The organism is Streptomyces sp. NPDC058052 (assembly GCF_042885515.1).
Classification (GTDB): domain Bacteria; phylum Actinomycetota; class Actinomycetes; order Streptomycetales; family Streptomycetaceae; genus Streptomyces.
Genome location: NZ_JBHVRX010000004.1, coordinates 42,614 through 58,952, shown reverse-complemented (window position 1 = coordinate 58,952; position 16,339 = coordinate 42,614). Strand labels below are relative to the sequence as shown.

The window sequence follows — 16,339 nt, the reverse complement described above, 5'->3', positions numbered from 1 at the left end:
AGGCTAGCGCGGTTTCATCCAGTGAATCTACGGAGTGCCGTGCGAGGTCGAGAACGCCTGGGCCCGCTCGGGATGCTTGTGCAGCAGGAAACCGAGATCGGTCGCGGGACGCTCCGGGGTGCCGGTGGTACTGATCGTCAGGAACACACATCCGAGTATGGGCACGCCCCGCCCCACCCACCAGGCAATTTCTCCCGCCCCACCCGCCCCCGAGCCCCCGCACGACTGCCAGGATGACCCCATGGACGACAGCGCGAACACCCGGGACGTCCGGGAAGCCCGAGTGGCCTCGGAGGCTCGGGATCCCTGGGAACACGTCGACCCGGTGGCACTCCTCCACCGGACGGCCACCGCCCCCGCTCCGGACGAACGGCTCACCATCGCCCCCGCCCTCTGCCCGATGTGCGGCTGGGACCAGTTCGAAGTGGTGGCGGACGAGTGCTTCTGCGAGGGCTGCTGCCTGCCGCTCGGCATCGAGGACGGCGGCGTCCACCCGAACGGCTTCCCCTGGACGCTCACCCCCGCCCGGCATGCGGCCCCCACACCCCCCGGCGCCGCGCCGGCCGTCCTCACCTGCCCCGAGGGCCACGACCTCTTCGAAGTCGCCGTCGCCTGCACGACCACCCCGGCCGACGAGGTCCGCCGCATCTCGGTGGCCCTCCGCTGCACGGAGGACGGCACCGCATCCGTCCACGTGGACAACGCGACGGTCACACGACGCGCTCCTTGTTCCCCGACGTGCAGCTGCTCAGCGTCCGCGTGACCCCGGGGTCACGGGGAGGGCACGAGGTCACAGGGAGGGCGCTGCCCTTGTCCGTAACTCTGGGGGGCTCCCCCTCCCCTCCCTCCCCGCCCCCACCCTCACCCCCTCACGCCACCCCAACCCCCTCCCCCTCGCCCCTCCACCCCGCCAAGGCGGCGATCGTGCCGGGGCCGACGCGGCAGCAGCCGCCGATCAGGCGGGCGCCCGCCGTCGCCCAGGCGGTGGCGAGGGCCGGGGCTTCGGCGGGGCCGAAGGCCGTACGGCCGCGCCATCCGCCGGCCCGGGCGTCCCACCGCTCCCCGCTGTTGGGGTAGGCGACACCGGGTTTGCCGGTCGCGGCGACGGCGCTCGCCACCGCCCCGGCGGCCTCGGCCGGATCGCAGCAGTTCACGCCGACCGCCACCACCTGGTCGTTCCCGGCCGCCACCGCGAAGGCGTCGGCCAGGTCCTGGCCGGCCCGCGTGCGGCCGCCCGCCACCGTGTACGAGAGCCACACCGGGACCCCGCACCCGTCGGCCGCCCGCAGCAGGGCCTCCGCCTCGTCGGCGTCCGGCACCGTCTCCAGCGCCAGCACGTCCGGCCCCGCCGCCGCGAGGGCCTCCACCCTCGGGCGGTGGAAGCTCTCCAGCTGCCGGACCGACAGCCCGTACCGTCCCCGGTACTCGCTCCCGTCCGCCAGCATCGCCCCGTACGGCCCGACGGAGGCGGCCACCCACCTCCGCCCTGCCCCCGCCGCCTCGGCCAGCGACACGCTGCGGCGCAGGAGCGCCGTCGTGGCCGCGGGGTCGAGGCCGCGGCGGGCGAAGCCCTCGTAGGTGGCCTGGTAGCTGGAGGTGATCAGCACCTGGGCACCGGCCCGGACGTAGGCGGCGTGGGCGGCCTCGATCCGGTCGGGCGCGTCGGCGAGCAGCCGCGCCGACCAGAGCGCGTCCGACAGGTCGCAGCCTTCGGCCTCCAGCTGGTTGGAGAGCCCGCCGTCGAGGACGAGCACGCCGTCGGCGAGCACCTGGGCGAACGTCCGGTCCGGTGCCATCGGCTCAGCCCAGCTGCGGTGCGACCTGGGCGGAGATCAGCTCCAGGTGGTCCAGGTCGTCCAGGTCCAGGACCTGGAGGTAGACCCGGGAGGAGCCGGCCGCCGCGTACCGGCCGAGCTTGTCGGTGACCTCGGCGGGCGAGCCCGCGAGGCCGTTGGCCTTCAGTTCCTCCACGTCCCGGCCGATGGCGGCGGCCCGGCGCGCGACCTCGGCGTCGTCCTTGCCGACGCAGACGACCAGCGCGTTGGAGTACACGAGGTCGTCGGCGCGCCGGCCGGCTTCCTCGGCCGCGGCCCGGACGCGTCCGAACTGCCGCTCGGTGTCCTCCAGGGACGCGAACGGGATGTTGAACTCGTCCGCGTACCGCGCCGCCAGCCGGGGCGTGCGGGTGGCTCCGTGGCCGCCGACGAGGACCGGGATCTTCTGCTGGGCGGGCTTGGGCAGGGCGGGCGAGTCGGCGAGGCGGTAGTGCTTCCCCTCGTAGGAGAAGTTCTTGCCGGCCTCGGTCCCCCACAGGCCCGTGACGATCGCCAGCTGCTCCTCCAGCCGGCCGAACTTCTCCTTCGGGAACGGGATGCCGTACGCGGTGTGCTCCTCCTCGAACCAGCCCGCGCCGAGACCGAGTTCGATGCGTCCGCCGGACATCTGGTCGACCTGCGCGACCTGGATGGCGAGGACTCCCGGCAGCCGGAAGGTGGCGGCGGTCATCAGGGTGCCGAGGCGGATCCGCTTGGTCTCGCGGGCGAGGCCGGCGAGGGTGATCCAGGCGTCGGTCGGCCCGGGCAGCCCGTCGGCGGAGCCCATCCGCAGGTAGTGGTCGGAGCGGAAGAAGGCGTCGAAGCCGAGTTCCTCGGTGGCGCGGGCCACCCGGAGGAGGGTGTCGTAGTCGGCGCCCTGCTGGGGTTCCGTGAAGATGCGAAGATCCATGCCTCCATCCTGCACCGAAGGGTGCGTGTCAAGCCGCGCGTCAGCGCGCGGGGCCGCCCGGCCCGGTCGGGTGAATATCCGTCCCCCCTGGCGGGACGCGTCGCCGCTGGCCAGTGACCGTGACCGGGCCTCGTCGTTGGCTCGGGCGGAGCCGGACCGCCCGGCCCGCGTGCCGGCGGCAGCAGCCGGTGCGTCGTTCTTCTCCCGTGATCCCGTCCGCGCCGGCCGGGGCCCGGGGTGAGGAGGCCGCGATGTCCCAGGAAGCCGCGTCTGAGCAGGCGCTGCCCGAGCGGCAGGTGCCGCAGTCCGTGCCCGAGCAGCAGGCTCCGGGAGCCCCGAAGGGGCTGCTCCAGCAGATGGAGGAGCTGATGGCGGCGCTCTCCGCAGATCTCTCCCAGCTGGACGCCGACCTCCAGTCCTCCGTGGACCGTCACGAGCCGGAGCCGTCCGGCGGCCGTTCCGACGGCGCCTCCTCCCGTCGTTCCGACACTCCTTCCGGCGGTGGGAGCGGCGACGGCGCCGGAGTGCGCTGACCTCTCCCTTCCCCCGCTGCCCGGGCCCTGGACCGTCATCGGTCCCGGGTCCGGTCGCGTTCCCGCTCCCGATCCCGTTCCCGCTCTCCCTCCCGTTCCCGCTCCCGGTCTCTCTCCCGCTCCGGCTCCGACTCCCGCACGGGCTCGGGGGCCGTGCGGGGGGTCGGGTTCCTGGGGTGCGAGGCGGTCGGCAGGGGGCCCGCCCTGCCCAGGGGCGGGTCGGGAGGGCGCGCCCGGCCCTGTTCTCGGACGTCGAGGCGCCGGAGCATGCCCCGGACGCGGTCGCCGGCCTCGTCGGCGGCGTCGATGGCCTCCATGCACTGCCAGTAGAGGCCCTCGTCGTCGGTGACCGAGGCCACGCCGACGAGGGCGATGCCGACCTCCCCGAGGAGCTCACCGAGAGCGGTGAGCGCCGAGCGCGGGTCGCCGACCTCGCTGAGCCGGGCGGCGCGGGGACCGGTCGCTCCCCACGTCGGGTACTCCCCGGCCTCGCTGAGTCCCCGTGCCTCACCGCGCAGCTCCAGCGGTCCGCAGAGCGCGAGGTGACTTCCTATCGCCTGGGCGAGCGCCCGGGCCTGCCAGGCTTCCGCCACGATGTCGTGTGCCGTCCTGCTCTCGGCCAGCGCGTGCAGGCCGGCCAGGACGAGTCGCTCCGCTTCCATCAACTCCGCCCCCGTTCGTGCGACTTGCCGTTCCCTTCAGTCCACTACCCAGAGTGAGGCCGCCTGAGCCCCTGCACCAGAGGAATTCGGAAATCTGTGGACAGGCGGCTCGAAGGAGGTAAAGCGATCACTCCGAAGAGTGACAATCACCGCTCGATCACCGCCTGACCATCGCTCGACCACCCCCCGATCACCGCCTGACCGTTGCCTGACCGTCGCCTGACCACCGCCCGATCACCGCCGATCGCCGCCCTCACTGTCCGACTCGCCCGTTACGTCCCGTCTGCGGGCCGGGAAGCGGAGCTTGTTCCGGTCGATCTTGGCGGCGAGGGCGGCGAGGGGGTCGATCCCCAGCACCTGGCAGAACTGGAGGAGGTAGGCGAGGACGTCGGCGACCTCGTCGGTGACCCGGTGGGCGGAGTCCGGGTCGTCCATCACCTTCTCCGCCTGCTCGGGTGTCGACCACTGGAAGATCTCCAGGAGTTCGGCCGCCTCGACGCTGAGCGCCGCCGCCAGGTTCTTGGGCGTGTGGTAGGGCTGCCAGTCGCGCGCCGCCGCGAAGTCGGCGAGGCGGCGCTGGAGCCCGGCCACGTCGTGTTCGGTGTCCGTCACGGGGTCAGGTCTACCACTGTCACCCCCGGGGTTCGCCGGGCTTCCGCGGCAGCGGCCCCGCCGATTGAGCCGGCGAGCCGGATGTGGCCGTCGGCGGAGATGTCCGCGGCCAGGCCGAGGAGGGCGGTGGCCTGGCGGGGGTCGAGGCCCCGGTCGAGGTCGTCGGTGAGCAGGGTGAGGCACTGCATGGCGTCCGGGACCTCGGCGATCCGGTCCATGGCGAGGACGCCGGGGCCGGTGAGGAGCGTCAACGCGACGGCGAGGTAGCGCAGTTCGCCGTCGCCGAGCCGGCCGAGCGGGGTGGCGGGGCGGCCGGCGTCCCGGGCGAGGAGGGCCTGGACGGTGCCGTCGGGGAGTTCTTCGACGGCGACGCCGGTGACGGGGCCCGCGCAGCCCGCGTCGGCGACGGCCGCGAGGCGCTGGTGCCGGCGGGGGCAGGCGGTGTGGGTGCGGTGCAGGACCTCGGCGAGGTTGGCGCAGTCGCGCAGGAGCCGGCCCTCGCCCGGGACGACGGGGGCGCGCATCCTGCCCGGTGCGGGGGTGCAGGGGAAGAGGGAGCGGAGGCCGACCACGGTCTGTTCAGCGGCGGCGAGGACTTCACGCTGGCCCGCGGTGGAGCCGGCGACGCGCAGCGGGAGGAGGGCGGTACCGAGGAGGTCGCCGGGGAGTGGGGCGCGGGTGACGGGGGTGCTGCCGGCGGTGAGCCAGGCGGCCTGGACGGTGGTGCGGCCGGGGTCCCTGAGGGCGGTGGTGAGGAGGGTGCGGCCGTGGCGGGTGAGGCGTTCGCCGACGATGCGGAGTTCGGGCTCGGCCTGGACGGCGAGGTCGAGGCGGACGGGGCCGACGGGGCCGTCGACGGTGCAGCCGATGCGGAAGCCGCGGCGGCCCTGGGCGTCGGGCCGGGCGCTGTCGGGCACGTGGGCGGCGGGGTCCGGGAAGACCTCGCCGAGGGGGTCGCCCGCGCCGAGCCGGGCGAGCGCCTCGTACGCGCCGAGGACGGTGGACTTGCCGCTGCCGCTGGGCCCGGTGAAGAGGGTGACGGGACCGAGGGGGTAGGTGGCGCTGCGGCGGCCCGCGTAGGCGGAGAGCCGCAGTTCGGTCACGACGGGCCGCGCGAAGGCCGACCGTACGGCCGCGGCCACCGGCCCCACCGCGCCTGTCCCCGCCTCTGTCCCCGCCTCTGCCCCTGCCCCTGCCCCTGCCCCTGCCTCTGCCCCTGACTCTGCCCTTGTTCCTGGCTCTGTCCCTGCGCCTGCGCCAGCACCCGCCCCCGCCCCCGTCCTCGTCCTCGTCCTCGTACCGGCGCCGCCGCCCTGCCCCGGTCCCCGGGTGGGGGCCGGTGGGGTCGGGCGGGGGTGCGGGACGGTGTTCAGGCGCTGGGCCCGGGGGTCAGTGGCACGTGGATCGGAGGGACGACGGTCGGAGGTCCGTGGAACGGAAGTCCGTGGGTCGGGGGTACGAGGGTCAGGGGTACGTGGGTCGGAGGTACGAGGGTCGGGCGTCCGCGGGTCCGGGGTGCGGGGCTCGGAGGTGCGGGGGCCGGGGGTGCGGGCGAGGGCGGGGCCGCCGGTGAGGTCCATGAGCGGACCGTACGCAGGGACGGTGCTGACGAACCGTTACGGCGAGATGACCTTCCTACGATCGGGGGACGCCCGCGCGGGGGGCGCCGACGGGCTCGTCGTCCTCGTCGCCGGCCGGGCCGTCGCCGGTGCTCTCGACCTCGGTCCCGGGAGGGGCGAGCAGGAAGACGTTGCGGTCGACGCGGTGCATGCCGCTGCCGAGGCCGAAGACGACGCCGCTGCTGAAGTCGAGGACGCGCTTGGCGACTTCGGGGTCGGCGCTGGTGAGGTCGAGCAGGACCGGGATCTGGGCGATGAGGTACTCGGCGACCTCGCGGGCGTCGGCGAAGACCTGGACCCGCAGCACGACCATGCGGCGCTGTTCGACGGACTCGTACTGCTCGGGGATCGTGCGGTGATCGACCCTGGACGGCCATTCGTCACGGCCGCGCAGCGGCAGGACCTGGGCCAGGCCCTCCCACTGCTCGTCGGTGACGTCGTACCTCTCGTACCTACTCATGGCCCCATCCTCCCGCTCCTCACCCGTTCGGCCCAACAACGACACGGGTGAACGGGTCACGGCGGGGCCACGGGCGTCACGCGAAGGTCTTGGCCAGGCGGCGCAGGCCCTCGGCGATCTCGTCCGGCGCGTGCGTGGTGAAGGAGAGGCGGAGGGAGGCGGGGTCGGGGGTGCCGGAGAAGAAGGGGGCGCCGGGGACGTAGGCGACGTCGTGCCCGATGGCGGTGGCGAGGAGGGCGGTGGCGTCGTGGCCGTCGGGGAGGGTGGCCCAGACGAACATGCCGCCTTCGGGCCGGTTCCAGCGGCTGCCCGCGGGGAGGGCGCCGGGCAGGCCGTCGAGCATGGCGTCCCGGCGGGCCCGGTAGGCGGCGCGCATGCCGGCGACGTGGGCGTCGAGGTCGCTGTCGCGGAGGTAGCGGGCGGCGGCGGCCTGGTCGACGGTGGAGGTGTGCAGGTCGGCGGCCTGCTTGGCGATGGCGCAGGCGCGGCGGAGCGCGGCGGGGGCGCGGAGGTACCCGAGGCGCAGGCCGGGGGCCATGACCTTGGAGAAGGAGCCGAGGAGGACGGTGCGGTCGGCCGCGGCGGGGATGCCGGCGAGGTTCGGGACGGCCTCGCCCTCGAAGCGCAGTTCGCCGTACGGGTCGTCCTCGGCGATCCAGAAGCCGTGCCGGGCGGCGGCCTCGGCGACGGCGGCGCGGCGGCCGGCGGGCAGGGTGCGGCCGGTGGGGTTCTGGAAGGTGGGGATGATGTACAGCAGGGTGGGCTTCTCGCGGGCGGCGATCTCGTCGAGGGCCTCGGGGAGGATGCCGTCGTCGTCGGTGGGGACGGGGACGACGCGGGCGCCGGCGAAGCCGAAGGTCTGGAGGGCCGCGAGGTAGCAGGGGTCCTCGACGAGGACGACGCTGCCGGGTTCGAGGAGCGCGGTGGCGAGCAGGGTGAGCGCCTGCTGGGAGCCGGTGGTGACGAGCAGGTCGTCGGTGTCGGTCGGCAGGCCCCGGGCGGTGAGCCGGTCGGCGACCGCGGCCCGGAGCGAGGGGTCGCCCTCGGTGGTGGAGTACTGGAGGGCGGAGCGCGGGCTGTCGGTGAGGACGGCCTGGTAGGCGGCCTTGATGCCCTCGGTGTCGAAGAGTTCGGGGGCGGGCAGCCCGCCGGCGAACGAGATGACCTCGGGCCGGGCCGTCAGCGCCAGGATCTCGCGTACCGGCGAGGAGGCGACGTTCCCCAGCCGGGAGGCGACGGAGGGCGTGGGGGCGGCGGTCCGGGACACCGGGGCGGCAGAAGGCATGCGGTTCAGTGTAGGGAGCAACCGTTCCCTGTCCAGGGTTGTCTCACGGTCCGAAGACCGTGCGCGCCGGTGGAGTTGGCGCCGGAGGCGACGATGCCGTCGTCCGCCGGGTCGGCGCCGCCCGCGGTGAACGTGCGGGTGTACGGGATGCGGTGGGCGTCGAGGGCGCGGCGGGTGGCGTCGGCGCGGGCGGCGGCGCCGGGGGTGGCCGGGTCGTGGAGGACGCCGGCGACGGAGCCGCTGTGCGCGATCTGCACGCCGACGGCACCGGTCCGGCGGGCGAGGGCTATGAGTGTGTCGAACTCCGGCTGCCGCAGGTGGCGTTGGGCCTTGCGGGCGCTCGCGGTGGCGACCTGGCCGAGGAGCGCGGTGTCGCCGTCGGCGAGGGCGCGGCGGAGCCGGTCGCGGAGGAGGGCGTAGGCGTGGAGGTCGGCGTCGGTGGGCGTGGGGACGGGCAGGGCGAGGGTGTCGACGGGGGCGCCGCCGCCGAGGAGGCAGCCGACGACGAGGAGCGGCGGCAGGGCGGGGCCGAGGACGTCGAGGACGCGGCCCTCGCGCTGGGCGAAGAGGACGGGCCGGGCGTCGAGCATCAGGGGATCGCTGGCGCGTTCGGCGCGGACGGCGAGGCGCGCGGTGGTGCCGGGATCGAGGCGGAGCCCGTACGCGTCGGCGACGGCGCGCACGGTGGCGAGGACGTCGCTGGTGGAGCTGCCCATGCCGAGACCGAGCGGGACCGCGCCGGTGAGACGCAGGGTGCCGCCGCGGGCGGGGCGGCCGGTGCGGGCGGCGCACTCGGCGACGGCGAGCCGCGCGGCTTCGGCGGCCTTGGCGCGGCCGGCGGGGGCGACGGTGACGGCGCCGGCCGGAACCCCGGTACGGGGGGTGAAGTCGGCCCGCGTGCCGGGGGTGGCCAGGGGGAGGGTGACGAGCCCGGCGCACGGGCGGCCGTCGGCCCCCCGGAAGAAGCCCTGGAGGAGTTCGCCGTGGTGGGAGGGGGCGTGACCGGTGCCGGGACGGAGGTGGGGGCGGGAGTGGGGACGGGGGCCGGAACGAAGGACGGGGCGGGGGGCGGGGCGGGAGCCGGGGGCGGAAGCGGCGGAGGCGGCCGGGTCGGTGGCGGGCGTGCTGGTGGTCACGGGGAGAGTGTGACGTGTGGTGCGGGGGTGGGGTGGGGGTGGGGAGGGGTTGGAGCGGCGAGGGTGGGGTCGGAGCGGGGGCGGGGGCGGAGGACCGGGGGCAGGGGCGGAGGGCCGGGGGCGGGGGCGGAGCGGCGGGGGTGAGGTCGGAGCGGGGGCTCGGAGCGGAGGCGGGGCGGAAGGACGTACGGACGCGCGGGCGCCGGTTCGTACGCCAGCCGCTCAACGGGCCGCCCCGGCCCGGCTCGCCCCGGCCCGGGACAGGACGGGCAGGCAAGCGGGCGGGGCAGCGGGCGGGCGGGCTGCGGGGCGCCGTCGTCCGCCCCGCAGCCGTACCGCGACCCCCGCCACTACCAGCACTGGGCTCTGGCCTCCGCCCCCCTCGGGGCGGGGGTGGATCAGCCCGCGGGCCACCACTGCGGCCCCTCGGGGGCGTCCTTCACGAAGACGAGGGCGTCCTTGTCGGCCAGGCGGGCGGGGTCGAGGGGCGCGTAGCCGTACCAGGGGGACGCGCGGGGAGCGGGCGGTACGTCCCCGAGCGCGTCGGCGAGGAGGCGTACGTCGACCAGGCAGCGGTCCTCGGGGAGCGCGTACAGCAGTCCCTCGACGGTGTCCGGCGGCGGATCCTGCACACCGCGGTGGCGGGCGGTGCCGAGGGCGGTGGCGACGAAGGCGTACTCCTCGCCGAGGCGGGAGGCGGCGATCGCGCCGGCGCTCCACCATTCCCAGCGCCGCTCCCCCATCCGCATGCCGCTCCGCTCGCGCTGGAGGTGCGCGTTGTGGCCGTGGGCGAAGACGGGGCCGCGCTCGGTGAGGGCGAGCAGGTTCGCGGCCATGAGGCCGTCGCGGAGGGTCAGCAGCCGGCCCAGGCGGGCGGGCGAGGTGTCGGCCATGGCCGAGTGGTAGCGCAGGAGCCCGGCGGCGGTGCGGGCGCGGAGCCGCGCCCGCTCCCAGTCCTCGCGTGCGGCCGGCTCCGCGAGGTCCGGGGTCAGCGCGTCGAGCAGGGCCGTCAGGTCGTCGGCGACCAGCCGCAGCCGTTCCGCTTCGGGCGTCCGCCCCACGGACCGGGAGGGGTCCCTCATCGCGGCGGGTTCGGTCCAGCGGCCGTCGTCGCCGAGGAGGGCGTCGAGGGTCTCGGCGGTGCAGGGCAGCATCGTGGCGTCGTACCGGGCGGCGAGGTGGGCGTGGAGCGCGACGAGCGCCTGCCGGGGGCTCGCGCCGCCGCTCGTCTCCAGCGGGCCGTCGAAGCCGGCGAACCGCACCTGCTCCGCCGCGGGCCGCCCGTCGTTGTAGGCGCGCATCCACCGGACGAGGGCGCGGTTGGCGGCGGAACCGCCGAATCCGTGGCTGAATCCGCGGGCCATGACGTCGTCGAGGTCGCCGGTACCGGTGGTGACGTGGGCGTCGACGATCAGACCGGCCAGGCAGTCGCTCTCCATCGCGAAGATCCGGTACCCCTCGTCCTCGACGAGCCGGCGGAAGAGGTCGTTGCGGACGTCGAGGAGGGCGTCCTCGCCATGGGTGGGCTCGCCCAGGGCGAGCAACCGCGGGCGGGACCCGAGCAGTTCGACGAGGTTCGCGGCGTCGGCGGTTCGGACGGCGTCCTTGAGGGCGACGGTCATGCGGTCCACCTTTCTCGGGCTGGGTGAGGCGCGGATCACCCGGGGCGCCCGGTCTGGGGGACGAGCCGGCGGGTCCGCCGACGCGCGCCTCAGGAGCAGCGCGTCGAGAGCCCCCGTGGAAAGCGTCCCTCGAAAGCGTCCGTGGAAAGCGTCCGTGGAAAGCGTCCGCCGAGCGTCGCGGGAGCGCCCCGAGTGCGCCTCACGCTGGAAGCTACACCTGAACATCCCTTTGAAGGTTGGCCCGGAATCGACCGCCTCTCACCCTCCTATAGTTTCAAACATGGCTCATCTGCGACCGGTCGATCTCGCCCAGGAGCACGGCATCTCTCCTCAGACCGTGCGCAATTACGAGCGCGAGGGCTTCCTGCCGCCGGCCGAGCGCACCGAGGCCGGGTACCGCCGGTACACCCGGCACCACGCGGCGGCCCTGCGGGCGTATCTCGCCCTCGTCCCGGCCCATGGGTACGCCGAGGGCGGCACGATCATGCGGGCGGTCACCGGCGGCCGCCTGGACGACGCCCTGGCGGCGATCGACCGGAGCCACGCCGAACTCCTCCGCGACCGGGGCACCCTGGACGCGGTCGGCGAGGTCCTCGCCCACCTCACGCGACGCGCACAGGGCTCCACCTGGCGCGCCGCCCCGCGCACCCCCCAGCCCTTCACCATCGGCGAGCTGGCCCGCCGCATCGGCGTCAGCGTGGCGACGATCCGCACGTGGGAGAGGGCGGGCATCCTCGTCCCGGACCGCCGCCCCGACACCCGTCACCGCACCTACGACGCCGACGACGTCCGCGACGCCGAGCTGGCCCACTTCCTCCGCCGCGGCCGCTATCCCCTGGACCTCATCGCCACCGTCGTCGGCCAGGTCCGGACGGCCGGCGACACCGACGCCCTGGAGACGGCCCTGGAGAGCTGGCGCCACCGCGTCACGGCGAGGGGCACGGCGATGCTGAGGGCGGCAGCGCTCCTCTCCGACTACCTCACCCTGAAGGACTCCTGACACCGGCGCCCGAGCAGCCGGGAGGAGCACCCCTCCGAGAGCTGCTCCGGGGCGATCCGCAGAGGCAGGACGAGGACCGCCTCGAAGCCCGCAGGGCCACCGGCCACGCCCCTGTCGTTCGCGCAGCCCGGCACCGCGGCGTCGGGCTCGGAAACCCGACAGCCTCCGGTCAGGATCGTGAACGCCCTCCGCTTTCCCGCAGAAGTTCACGCATCAGGCAGATCGAGCAGAGCGAAGATCGCTACGTTAATACCCTGAACGCGAGGGAGGGGACCCCCATCCATGAGAGCGGACACGGTCGACCTGCGGCGGATCTTCGGCCGGGATGTGCGTTACACGGTGCCACTGTTCCAGAGGCCGTACGTGTGGAACCGGGACGACAACTGGTCGGCGCTGTGGGAGGACATCCGCCGCACGGTCGAACGGGCCGAACAGGCGGCTCTGACCGGGGAGACGGTGGCGCCGCACTTCCTCGGGGCGGTCGTCTTCGACGCGACCCCGTACCTCTCGTCGAGCCTGGAGACACGGCAGGTCATCGACGGCCAGCAGCGCCTGACGACACTGCAGTTGTTCCTGTTCGCCGCGCGCCTGTCGGCGGCCGCCCTCAACCACGAGCGCTCCGTACGGCTGCTGAGCAAGTTCCTGGAGAACGACGAGGACCTGTTCGACCGCGACGAGCACCCCGATCACCTCTACAAGGTCTGGCCGACCAACGCGGACCGTGACGAGTTCCGCACCGTCATGCTCGGCCAGGCGGGGTCGGGGCGACTCGCCGAAGCCGTCGGCTACTTTCAGCAGGAGATCGACCGGTGGCTGGCGGACGCCGATGAGCCGCACGAGCGACTCGGGATGCTGGTTCAGGCACTGCGGGAACAACTGCGCCTGGTCATCATCGACTTGGAAGAGCACGACGACGCGCAGGTCGTCTTCGAGACGCTGAACAGCCGCGGTACACCGCTGGAGCACGCGGATCTGATCAAGAACCTGCTGTTCCGCGACGCCGAACGCGCCGGCGCGGACGTCGACCGGCTGTACAAGACGTACTGGGCGCCCTTCGACCAGGACGAATGGCGCATGGAACAGACGACCGGCCGCATCACGCGAAGCCGCCTCGACGTGTTCCTGACCTACTGGCTCACCATGCGCACCCAGCGCGAGTTCACCGCCTCGACGCTGTTCAAGGAGTTCGAGCGCTGGCTGCTCTCGGCCGCCGTCCCCACCGAGGACATCTTCGCCGAGCTGGCCCGGTACGCCGAGATCTACGACCTCATCGACGACCATCCCCTTCATGGTGTCGAGGGGCGGTTCCTGTACCGGATGAAGGTCCTTCAGACCTCCACTCCGATGCCCCTGCTCCTCTTCCTCTACGGTCTGGACGAGTCGGTGCTGCCCCTGGAGCGCCGACGGCGGACGATCCGGGCCATCGACAGCTACCTCGTTCGCCGGGCGGTGCTCAATCTCAGCACCCGCGACTACAACAACGTCTTCCGCGACCTGGTCTCGGCCGTGGCCCGGCAGCCCGACCGCGCGGACGATGCCGTCATCACGGCACTCTCGGCCATGCACGGCCACCACCGTCACTGGCCGAGCGACAACGAGTTCCGCGCCTCGCTGGAACAGGACCCCCTCTACTCCCGCCTGGTCCGCCGCAGCGTACGCATCCTCCTGGAGGCGCTGGAGGACGAGCTGCGCACCGATCACACCGAACAGCTCACCGCCCCGGTCGGGGAGCAGAGCGGCGCGAAGCTGACCATCGAGCACGTCATGCCGCAGAGCTGGCGCGACAACTGGCCGCCCCTCGACGACGATGAGACCGAAGGAGCCGACCGAGACGAACTGGTCCACACGCTCGGCAACCTGACCCTGGTCACCGCCCGCCTGAACCCCACCCTGGGCAACATGGCCTGGGAGGACAAGCGGCAGTGGCTCGGCAAGCACAGCCTGCTGCGCCTCACCCACGGCACTCTGCTCAGCGCTCCACCGGACACGGACATCGGCGACTGGGCCACGACCTGGGACGAGCATCGCATCCGCACCCGAGGCACGTACCTCACCTCGCTGTCCCTGGACATCTGGCCGCACGCCGACGCCCTACGCGCCGACCCGTCGTCGTCCGAGCACCACAACGGATGACACCCCCAACCCACGAGACCGGCCGGCGCCGGCGCCCTGCACTGCGTTCATAAACCAAACCCAGGTCAAGGGCCTGTTCCTCAGTGAGGATCAGGCCATTCCTGCGTTCTCGGTGCTCCCAGGAGCGAAACCTGAGGTCTCACCTTCGGTCGCGGGGTGGTTTCGGCACTATGGGCAACAAGCATGAGATGAGGCGCCTCAGGCCCGAAGGTCTCTCTGCGGTGCGCCCCAGTACCCACGCACGACCTTCGTCGAGCAGGCCGCCAGCCTGACCTTTCCGATACGGTCGCCGCCGGATCAATCGACTTGTAGGGAGGTGCTCCATGCTCGGCGTCTTAGGGGCCTTCGTGCTCTGGCTGATTCAGATCGTGGGCACATGGGTGCTCGTGGGCCTCACCATCGTGGCTCTGTTCCTCCGGACGTCCTTTTCCCTGTTCGCGCTTGCGCGCACGATCGTCACCGCCGTCGTCGTGCTGACCCTGGCCTATCGCTACGGGCTCGCCACTGACGGGTTCTTCGGGTGGGTGGACGCCGTCATCGTGAAGTACGGGCTGTTGGCAATCATCACCAGCATCGTCCTTGTCGTCCTAGCAGGCGTGTACGTCGTCGTCGGCCCACCTGGTAGCCGCCGGCCTCGGCTGGTTCGCCTGTTCCGCATCGACGGCGAGGGGTTGACGATTCCCGGCCCGCTCTCCGTCCTTGCTCTGGCGGGCGCGACGACCGGGGTCGTGGCCTGGTCGGTGAACACGATCGAGGAATACGACAACGCATTCGTGAGCCTCGTGACCGGGATCCTGCTCCTGCTTCCCGCAGCAGTCTTCCTCTTCTTCGCTCCGCTCAGCGTCGCGGGCACGATCTTCAACGCGGCCAACGCCCATCCCGCCATCCCCGCCCTCGCAGCACCGCTTGTGGCAGTGGGCGCGATCGTCATAGACCGGTTCTCCGGAAACATCGTCACCACACCCGCCAACCTCAAGGACCCGTTCGCGCTCACTGGGCTCCTGATCACCGTGATCCTCAGTGCCGTCGAGTTCCTCCGGCTCTACCGGCGCGGCCAGGGCCTCGCACGAGATGCAGAGCTAGGCGGAGAGCCGGGCCCGACCCCCATCGGCGAAACGGATTCCGGGGCACCGGCCCCGCGATAGTTTCTCGCCGTGGGCATGCCCGACGGAGGGGGACCGTGTCAGTGAGCATCAGCAGCGACCAAGCGGACGTCAGCACCACCATCAGGCTTGTTCGCGGCGGTCGTCGTGATCCAGGCGTGGGGGCGGAGTCCTGGCTTCGCCGTCGTCCTGATGCTGGGCATGTGTATCGCCGTCGGCCAGATGGCGGCACGCTTCGTTCGCTCACTCAAGCAGGACCGCGAACGGTGGGTGCGGTGGCCGGAGGCGATGCCTTCAGAGGCTCCCATGGCGGTGGTGCGGCGGGAGATCGCCCGGCTTGACGCGCGTACGCAAGGGTGGATCGCGCCGATCCGGCGAGAGCAGCGGGACCGGGCACGGTTCGCGCTCGGAGAACTGGCGGAGGCCGTGGCGGCTCAGGGACGGGCGGCGGAGCGCGGATGGTCGCTGTGGCTGCGCGAGGCGCAGCCCTGGGTCTTCAGCGGGTACGTCCCATGGCTGGCGCTCACCGTCGCCCTCACACTCGCCTGGACCGTCCCCCTCGGAAACGGGCTCGAAGGCTGGGACTGGGCGCGACTGCACGCGGCCCCCGCGGCTGCCGGGGCCATGGGTTTCGGACTGTCCTGGACCACCATGGAGTGCGCGTACCGCTACCAGCGGCGACAGCGCCGAATGTTCCACACGGGGGCGACGCACCGGCTCGCGGTGGTGGAGGCACGGATCGACATGCTGAGTTCCCCGTCTCGTACGCGGCTGGTGACGAGGAGGGGACGCTAGAGCTGTTCCGTAAGAGTCCGTGCAGGGGTCTTGATCAAGCGTCTGCGCACTCGAGGGCTCCTCCTTGGGGGCCAGTTGGTAGACCATTGGGCAGGGCTGTCGTTGCCGGCCGGGGAAAGGGCGAAGACGCAGATGTGCAGCACGCGGGTGAAGCGAAGGCGACGCAGCGGCCGGGTCTGCCGGCCGGGCAACTCGGCTACTACGTAGGCGAATCCGACCCGGATATAGACAGAAATGATGTCCACGGGCGGCCGGCGTTCATGAGAATGGGGGTTCAGGCGCTGACACCAGCTAGTGCTGCATCGATGCCAGCGGCTTATTGGCATGGTCCCATTCTGCCGGGACCGGCGGTGACTCGCGTGATCGTCGTCCGCGCGTGGTCGGCGATGAGCAGGGACAGCGGTTGCGATGATGCTGGACGGTACGGCCCCGCGTGCGGTGGGTGAAGACAGAGGCTTCGGCGCAGTCCGAGGTACGGGCGATCCTGCGGGCTCGGATCGTGCTGTCGGCGGATGGGCTCGCCAACCACACGATCGCCCGGGAGCTGGACATCACCGTGAACGCAGTGCGTGAGTGGCGGGGGCAGTTCGCCTCCCGCTCCCGCCGCCATCCAGGTCGTCTCGCGCGCCCCAGCGAGCCTGCCAGGCAGGAGTTC

At 73.0% G+C, this 16,339-nt stretch carries 14 protein-coding genes and 2 pseudogenes; 6 read left to right on the top strand and 10 right to left on the bottom strand.

Annotated features, from left to right (window positions below):
* Positions 1–33 precede the first annotated feature (33 nt).
* Positions 34–147 (bottom strand): annotated as a pseudogene (locus tag ACFVU3_RS07005) (hypothetical protein); the annotation flags it as partial.
* A gap of 94 nt (positions 148–241) precedes the next feature.
* On the opposite strand from ACFVU3_RS07005, the gene ACFVU3_RS07000 reads away from it, so the two are divergent.
* Entirely contained in the window at positions 242–763 is a 522-nt protein-coding gene (locus ACFVU3_RS07000) for a hypothetical protein (RefSeq protein ID WP_390064385.1), read from the top strand.
* Positions 764–869: 106 nt separating this feature from the next.
* On the opposite strand, the gene mmuM is transcribed toward ACFVU3_RS07000, so the two are convergent.
* Entirely contained in the window at positions 870–1,796 is a 927-nt protein-coding gene (mmuM, locus tag ACFVU3_RS06995) for a homocysteine S-methyltransferase (protein ID WP_390064383.1), read from the bottom strand.
* 4 nt (positions 1,797–1,800) lie between these two features.
* Entirely contained in the window at positions 1,801–2,724 is a 924-nt protein-coding gene (locus tag ACFVU3_RS06990) for an LLM class F420-dependent oxidoreductase (RefSeq protein WP_390064381.1), read from the bottom strand.
* A 251-nt stretch (positions 2,725–2,975) separates the two neighbouring features.
* Between ACFVU3_RS06990 and ACFVU3_RS06985 the strand changes: the two genes are divergently transcribed.
* Entirely contained in the window at positions 2,976–3,257 is a 282-nt protein-coding gene (locus ACFVU3_RS06985) for a hypothetical protein (RefSeq protein ID WP_390064379.1), read from the top strand.
* A 179-nt stretch (positions 3,258–3,436) separates the two neighbouring features.
* Here the strand turns inward: ACFVU3_RS06985 and ACFVU3_RS06980 are convergent.
* The 7 genes and pseudogenes from ACFVU3_RS06980 to ACFVU3_RS06950 all read right to left on the bottom strand — a co-directional run.
* Positions 3,437–3,919: pseudogene (locus ACFVU3_RS06980) on the bottom strand (DUF6099 family protein); the annotation flags it as partial.
* A gap of 234 nt (positions 3,920–4,153) precedes the next feature.
* The gene (locus ACFVU3_RS06975) at positions 4,154–4,531 is read right to left on the bottom strand and encodes a nucleotide pyrophosphohydrolase (protein ID WP_390064377.1); all 378 of its coding nucleotides are present in this window, start codon (positions 4,529–4,531) and stop codon (positions 4,154–4,156) included.
* Positions 4,528–5,673, bottom strand: a complete 1,146-nt coding sequence (locus ACFVU3_RS06970) for an AAA family ATPase (RefSeq protein ID WP_390064375.1) — start codon at positions 5,671–5,673, stop codon at positions 4,528–4,530. The genes ACFVU3_RS06975 and ACFVU3_RS06970 overlap by 4 nt, the downstream gene beginning before the upstream one ends.
* A gap of 493 nt (positions 5,674–6,166) precedes the next feature.
* Entirely contained in the window at positions 6,167–6,610 is a 444-nt protein-coding gene (locus tag ACFVU3_RS06965; RefSeq protein ID WP_043232592.1) for a cell division protein SepF, read from the bottom strand.
* A gap of 76 nt (positions 6,611–6,686) precedes the next feature.
* Positions 6,687–7,895: a PLP-dependent aminotransferase family protein gene (locus ACFVU3_RS06960; RefSeq protein WP_390064373.1), complete on the bottom strand. Its 1,209-nt coding sequence runs from the start codon at positions 7,893–7,895 to the stop codon at positions 6,687–6,689.
* A gap of 5 nt (positions 7,896–7,900) precedes the next feature.
* Complete coding sequence (locus ACFVU3_RS06955) at positions 7,901–9,031, bottom strand: GHMP kinase (protein WP_390064371.1); 1,131 nt, start codon at positions 9,029–9,031, stop codon at positions 7,901–7,903.
* A gap of 398 nt (positions 9,032–9,429) precedes the next feature.
* The gene (locus tag ACFVU3_RS06950; protein ID WP_390064369.1) at positions 9,430–10,653 is read right to left on the bottom strand and encodes an erythromycin esterase family protein; all 1,224 of its coding nucleotides are present in this window, start codon (positions 10,651–10,653) and stop codon (positions 9,430–9,432) included.
* Positions 10,654–10,933: 280 nt separating this feature from the next.
* Here ACFVU3_RS06950 and ACFVU3_RS06945 point away from each other — a divergent pair, with 280 nt between their 5' ends.
* The 4 genes from ACFVU3_RS06945 to ACFVU3_RS06930 all read left to right on the top strand — a co-directional run bounded on the left by ACFVU3_RS06945 (position 10,934) and on the right by ACFVU3_RS06930 (position 15,684).
* Positions 10,934–11,653: a TioE family transcriptional regulator gene (locus ACFVU3_RS06945; RefSeq protein WP_390064367.1), complete on the top strand. Its 720-nt coding sequence runs from the start codon at positions 10,934–10,936 to the stop codon at positions 11,651–11,653.
* Positions 11,654–11,935: 282 nt separating this feature from the next.
* Positions 11,936–13,786, top strand: a complete 1,851-nt coding sequence (locus ACFVU3_RS06940; RefSeq protein ID WP_390064365.1) for a DUF262 domain-containing protein — start codon at positions 11,936–11,938, stop codon at positions 13,784–13,786.
* Positions 13,787–14,109: 323 nt separating this feature from the next.
* Complete coding sequence (locus ACFVU3_RS06935) at positions 14,110–14,931, top strand: hypothetical protein (protein ID WP_390064364.1); 822 nt, start codon at positions 14,110–14,112, stop codon at positions 14,929–14,931.
* Between the two features lie 87 nt (positions 14,932–15,018).
* Complete coding sequence (locus ACFVU3_RS06930; protein ID WP_390064362.1) at positions 15,019–15,684, top strand: hypothetical protein; 666 nt, start codon at positions 15,019–15,021, stop codon at positions 15,682–15,684.
* Positions 15,685–16,339: the final 655 nt, after the last annotated feature.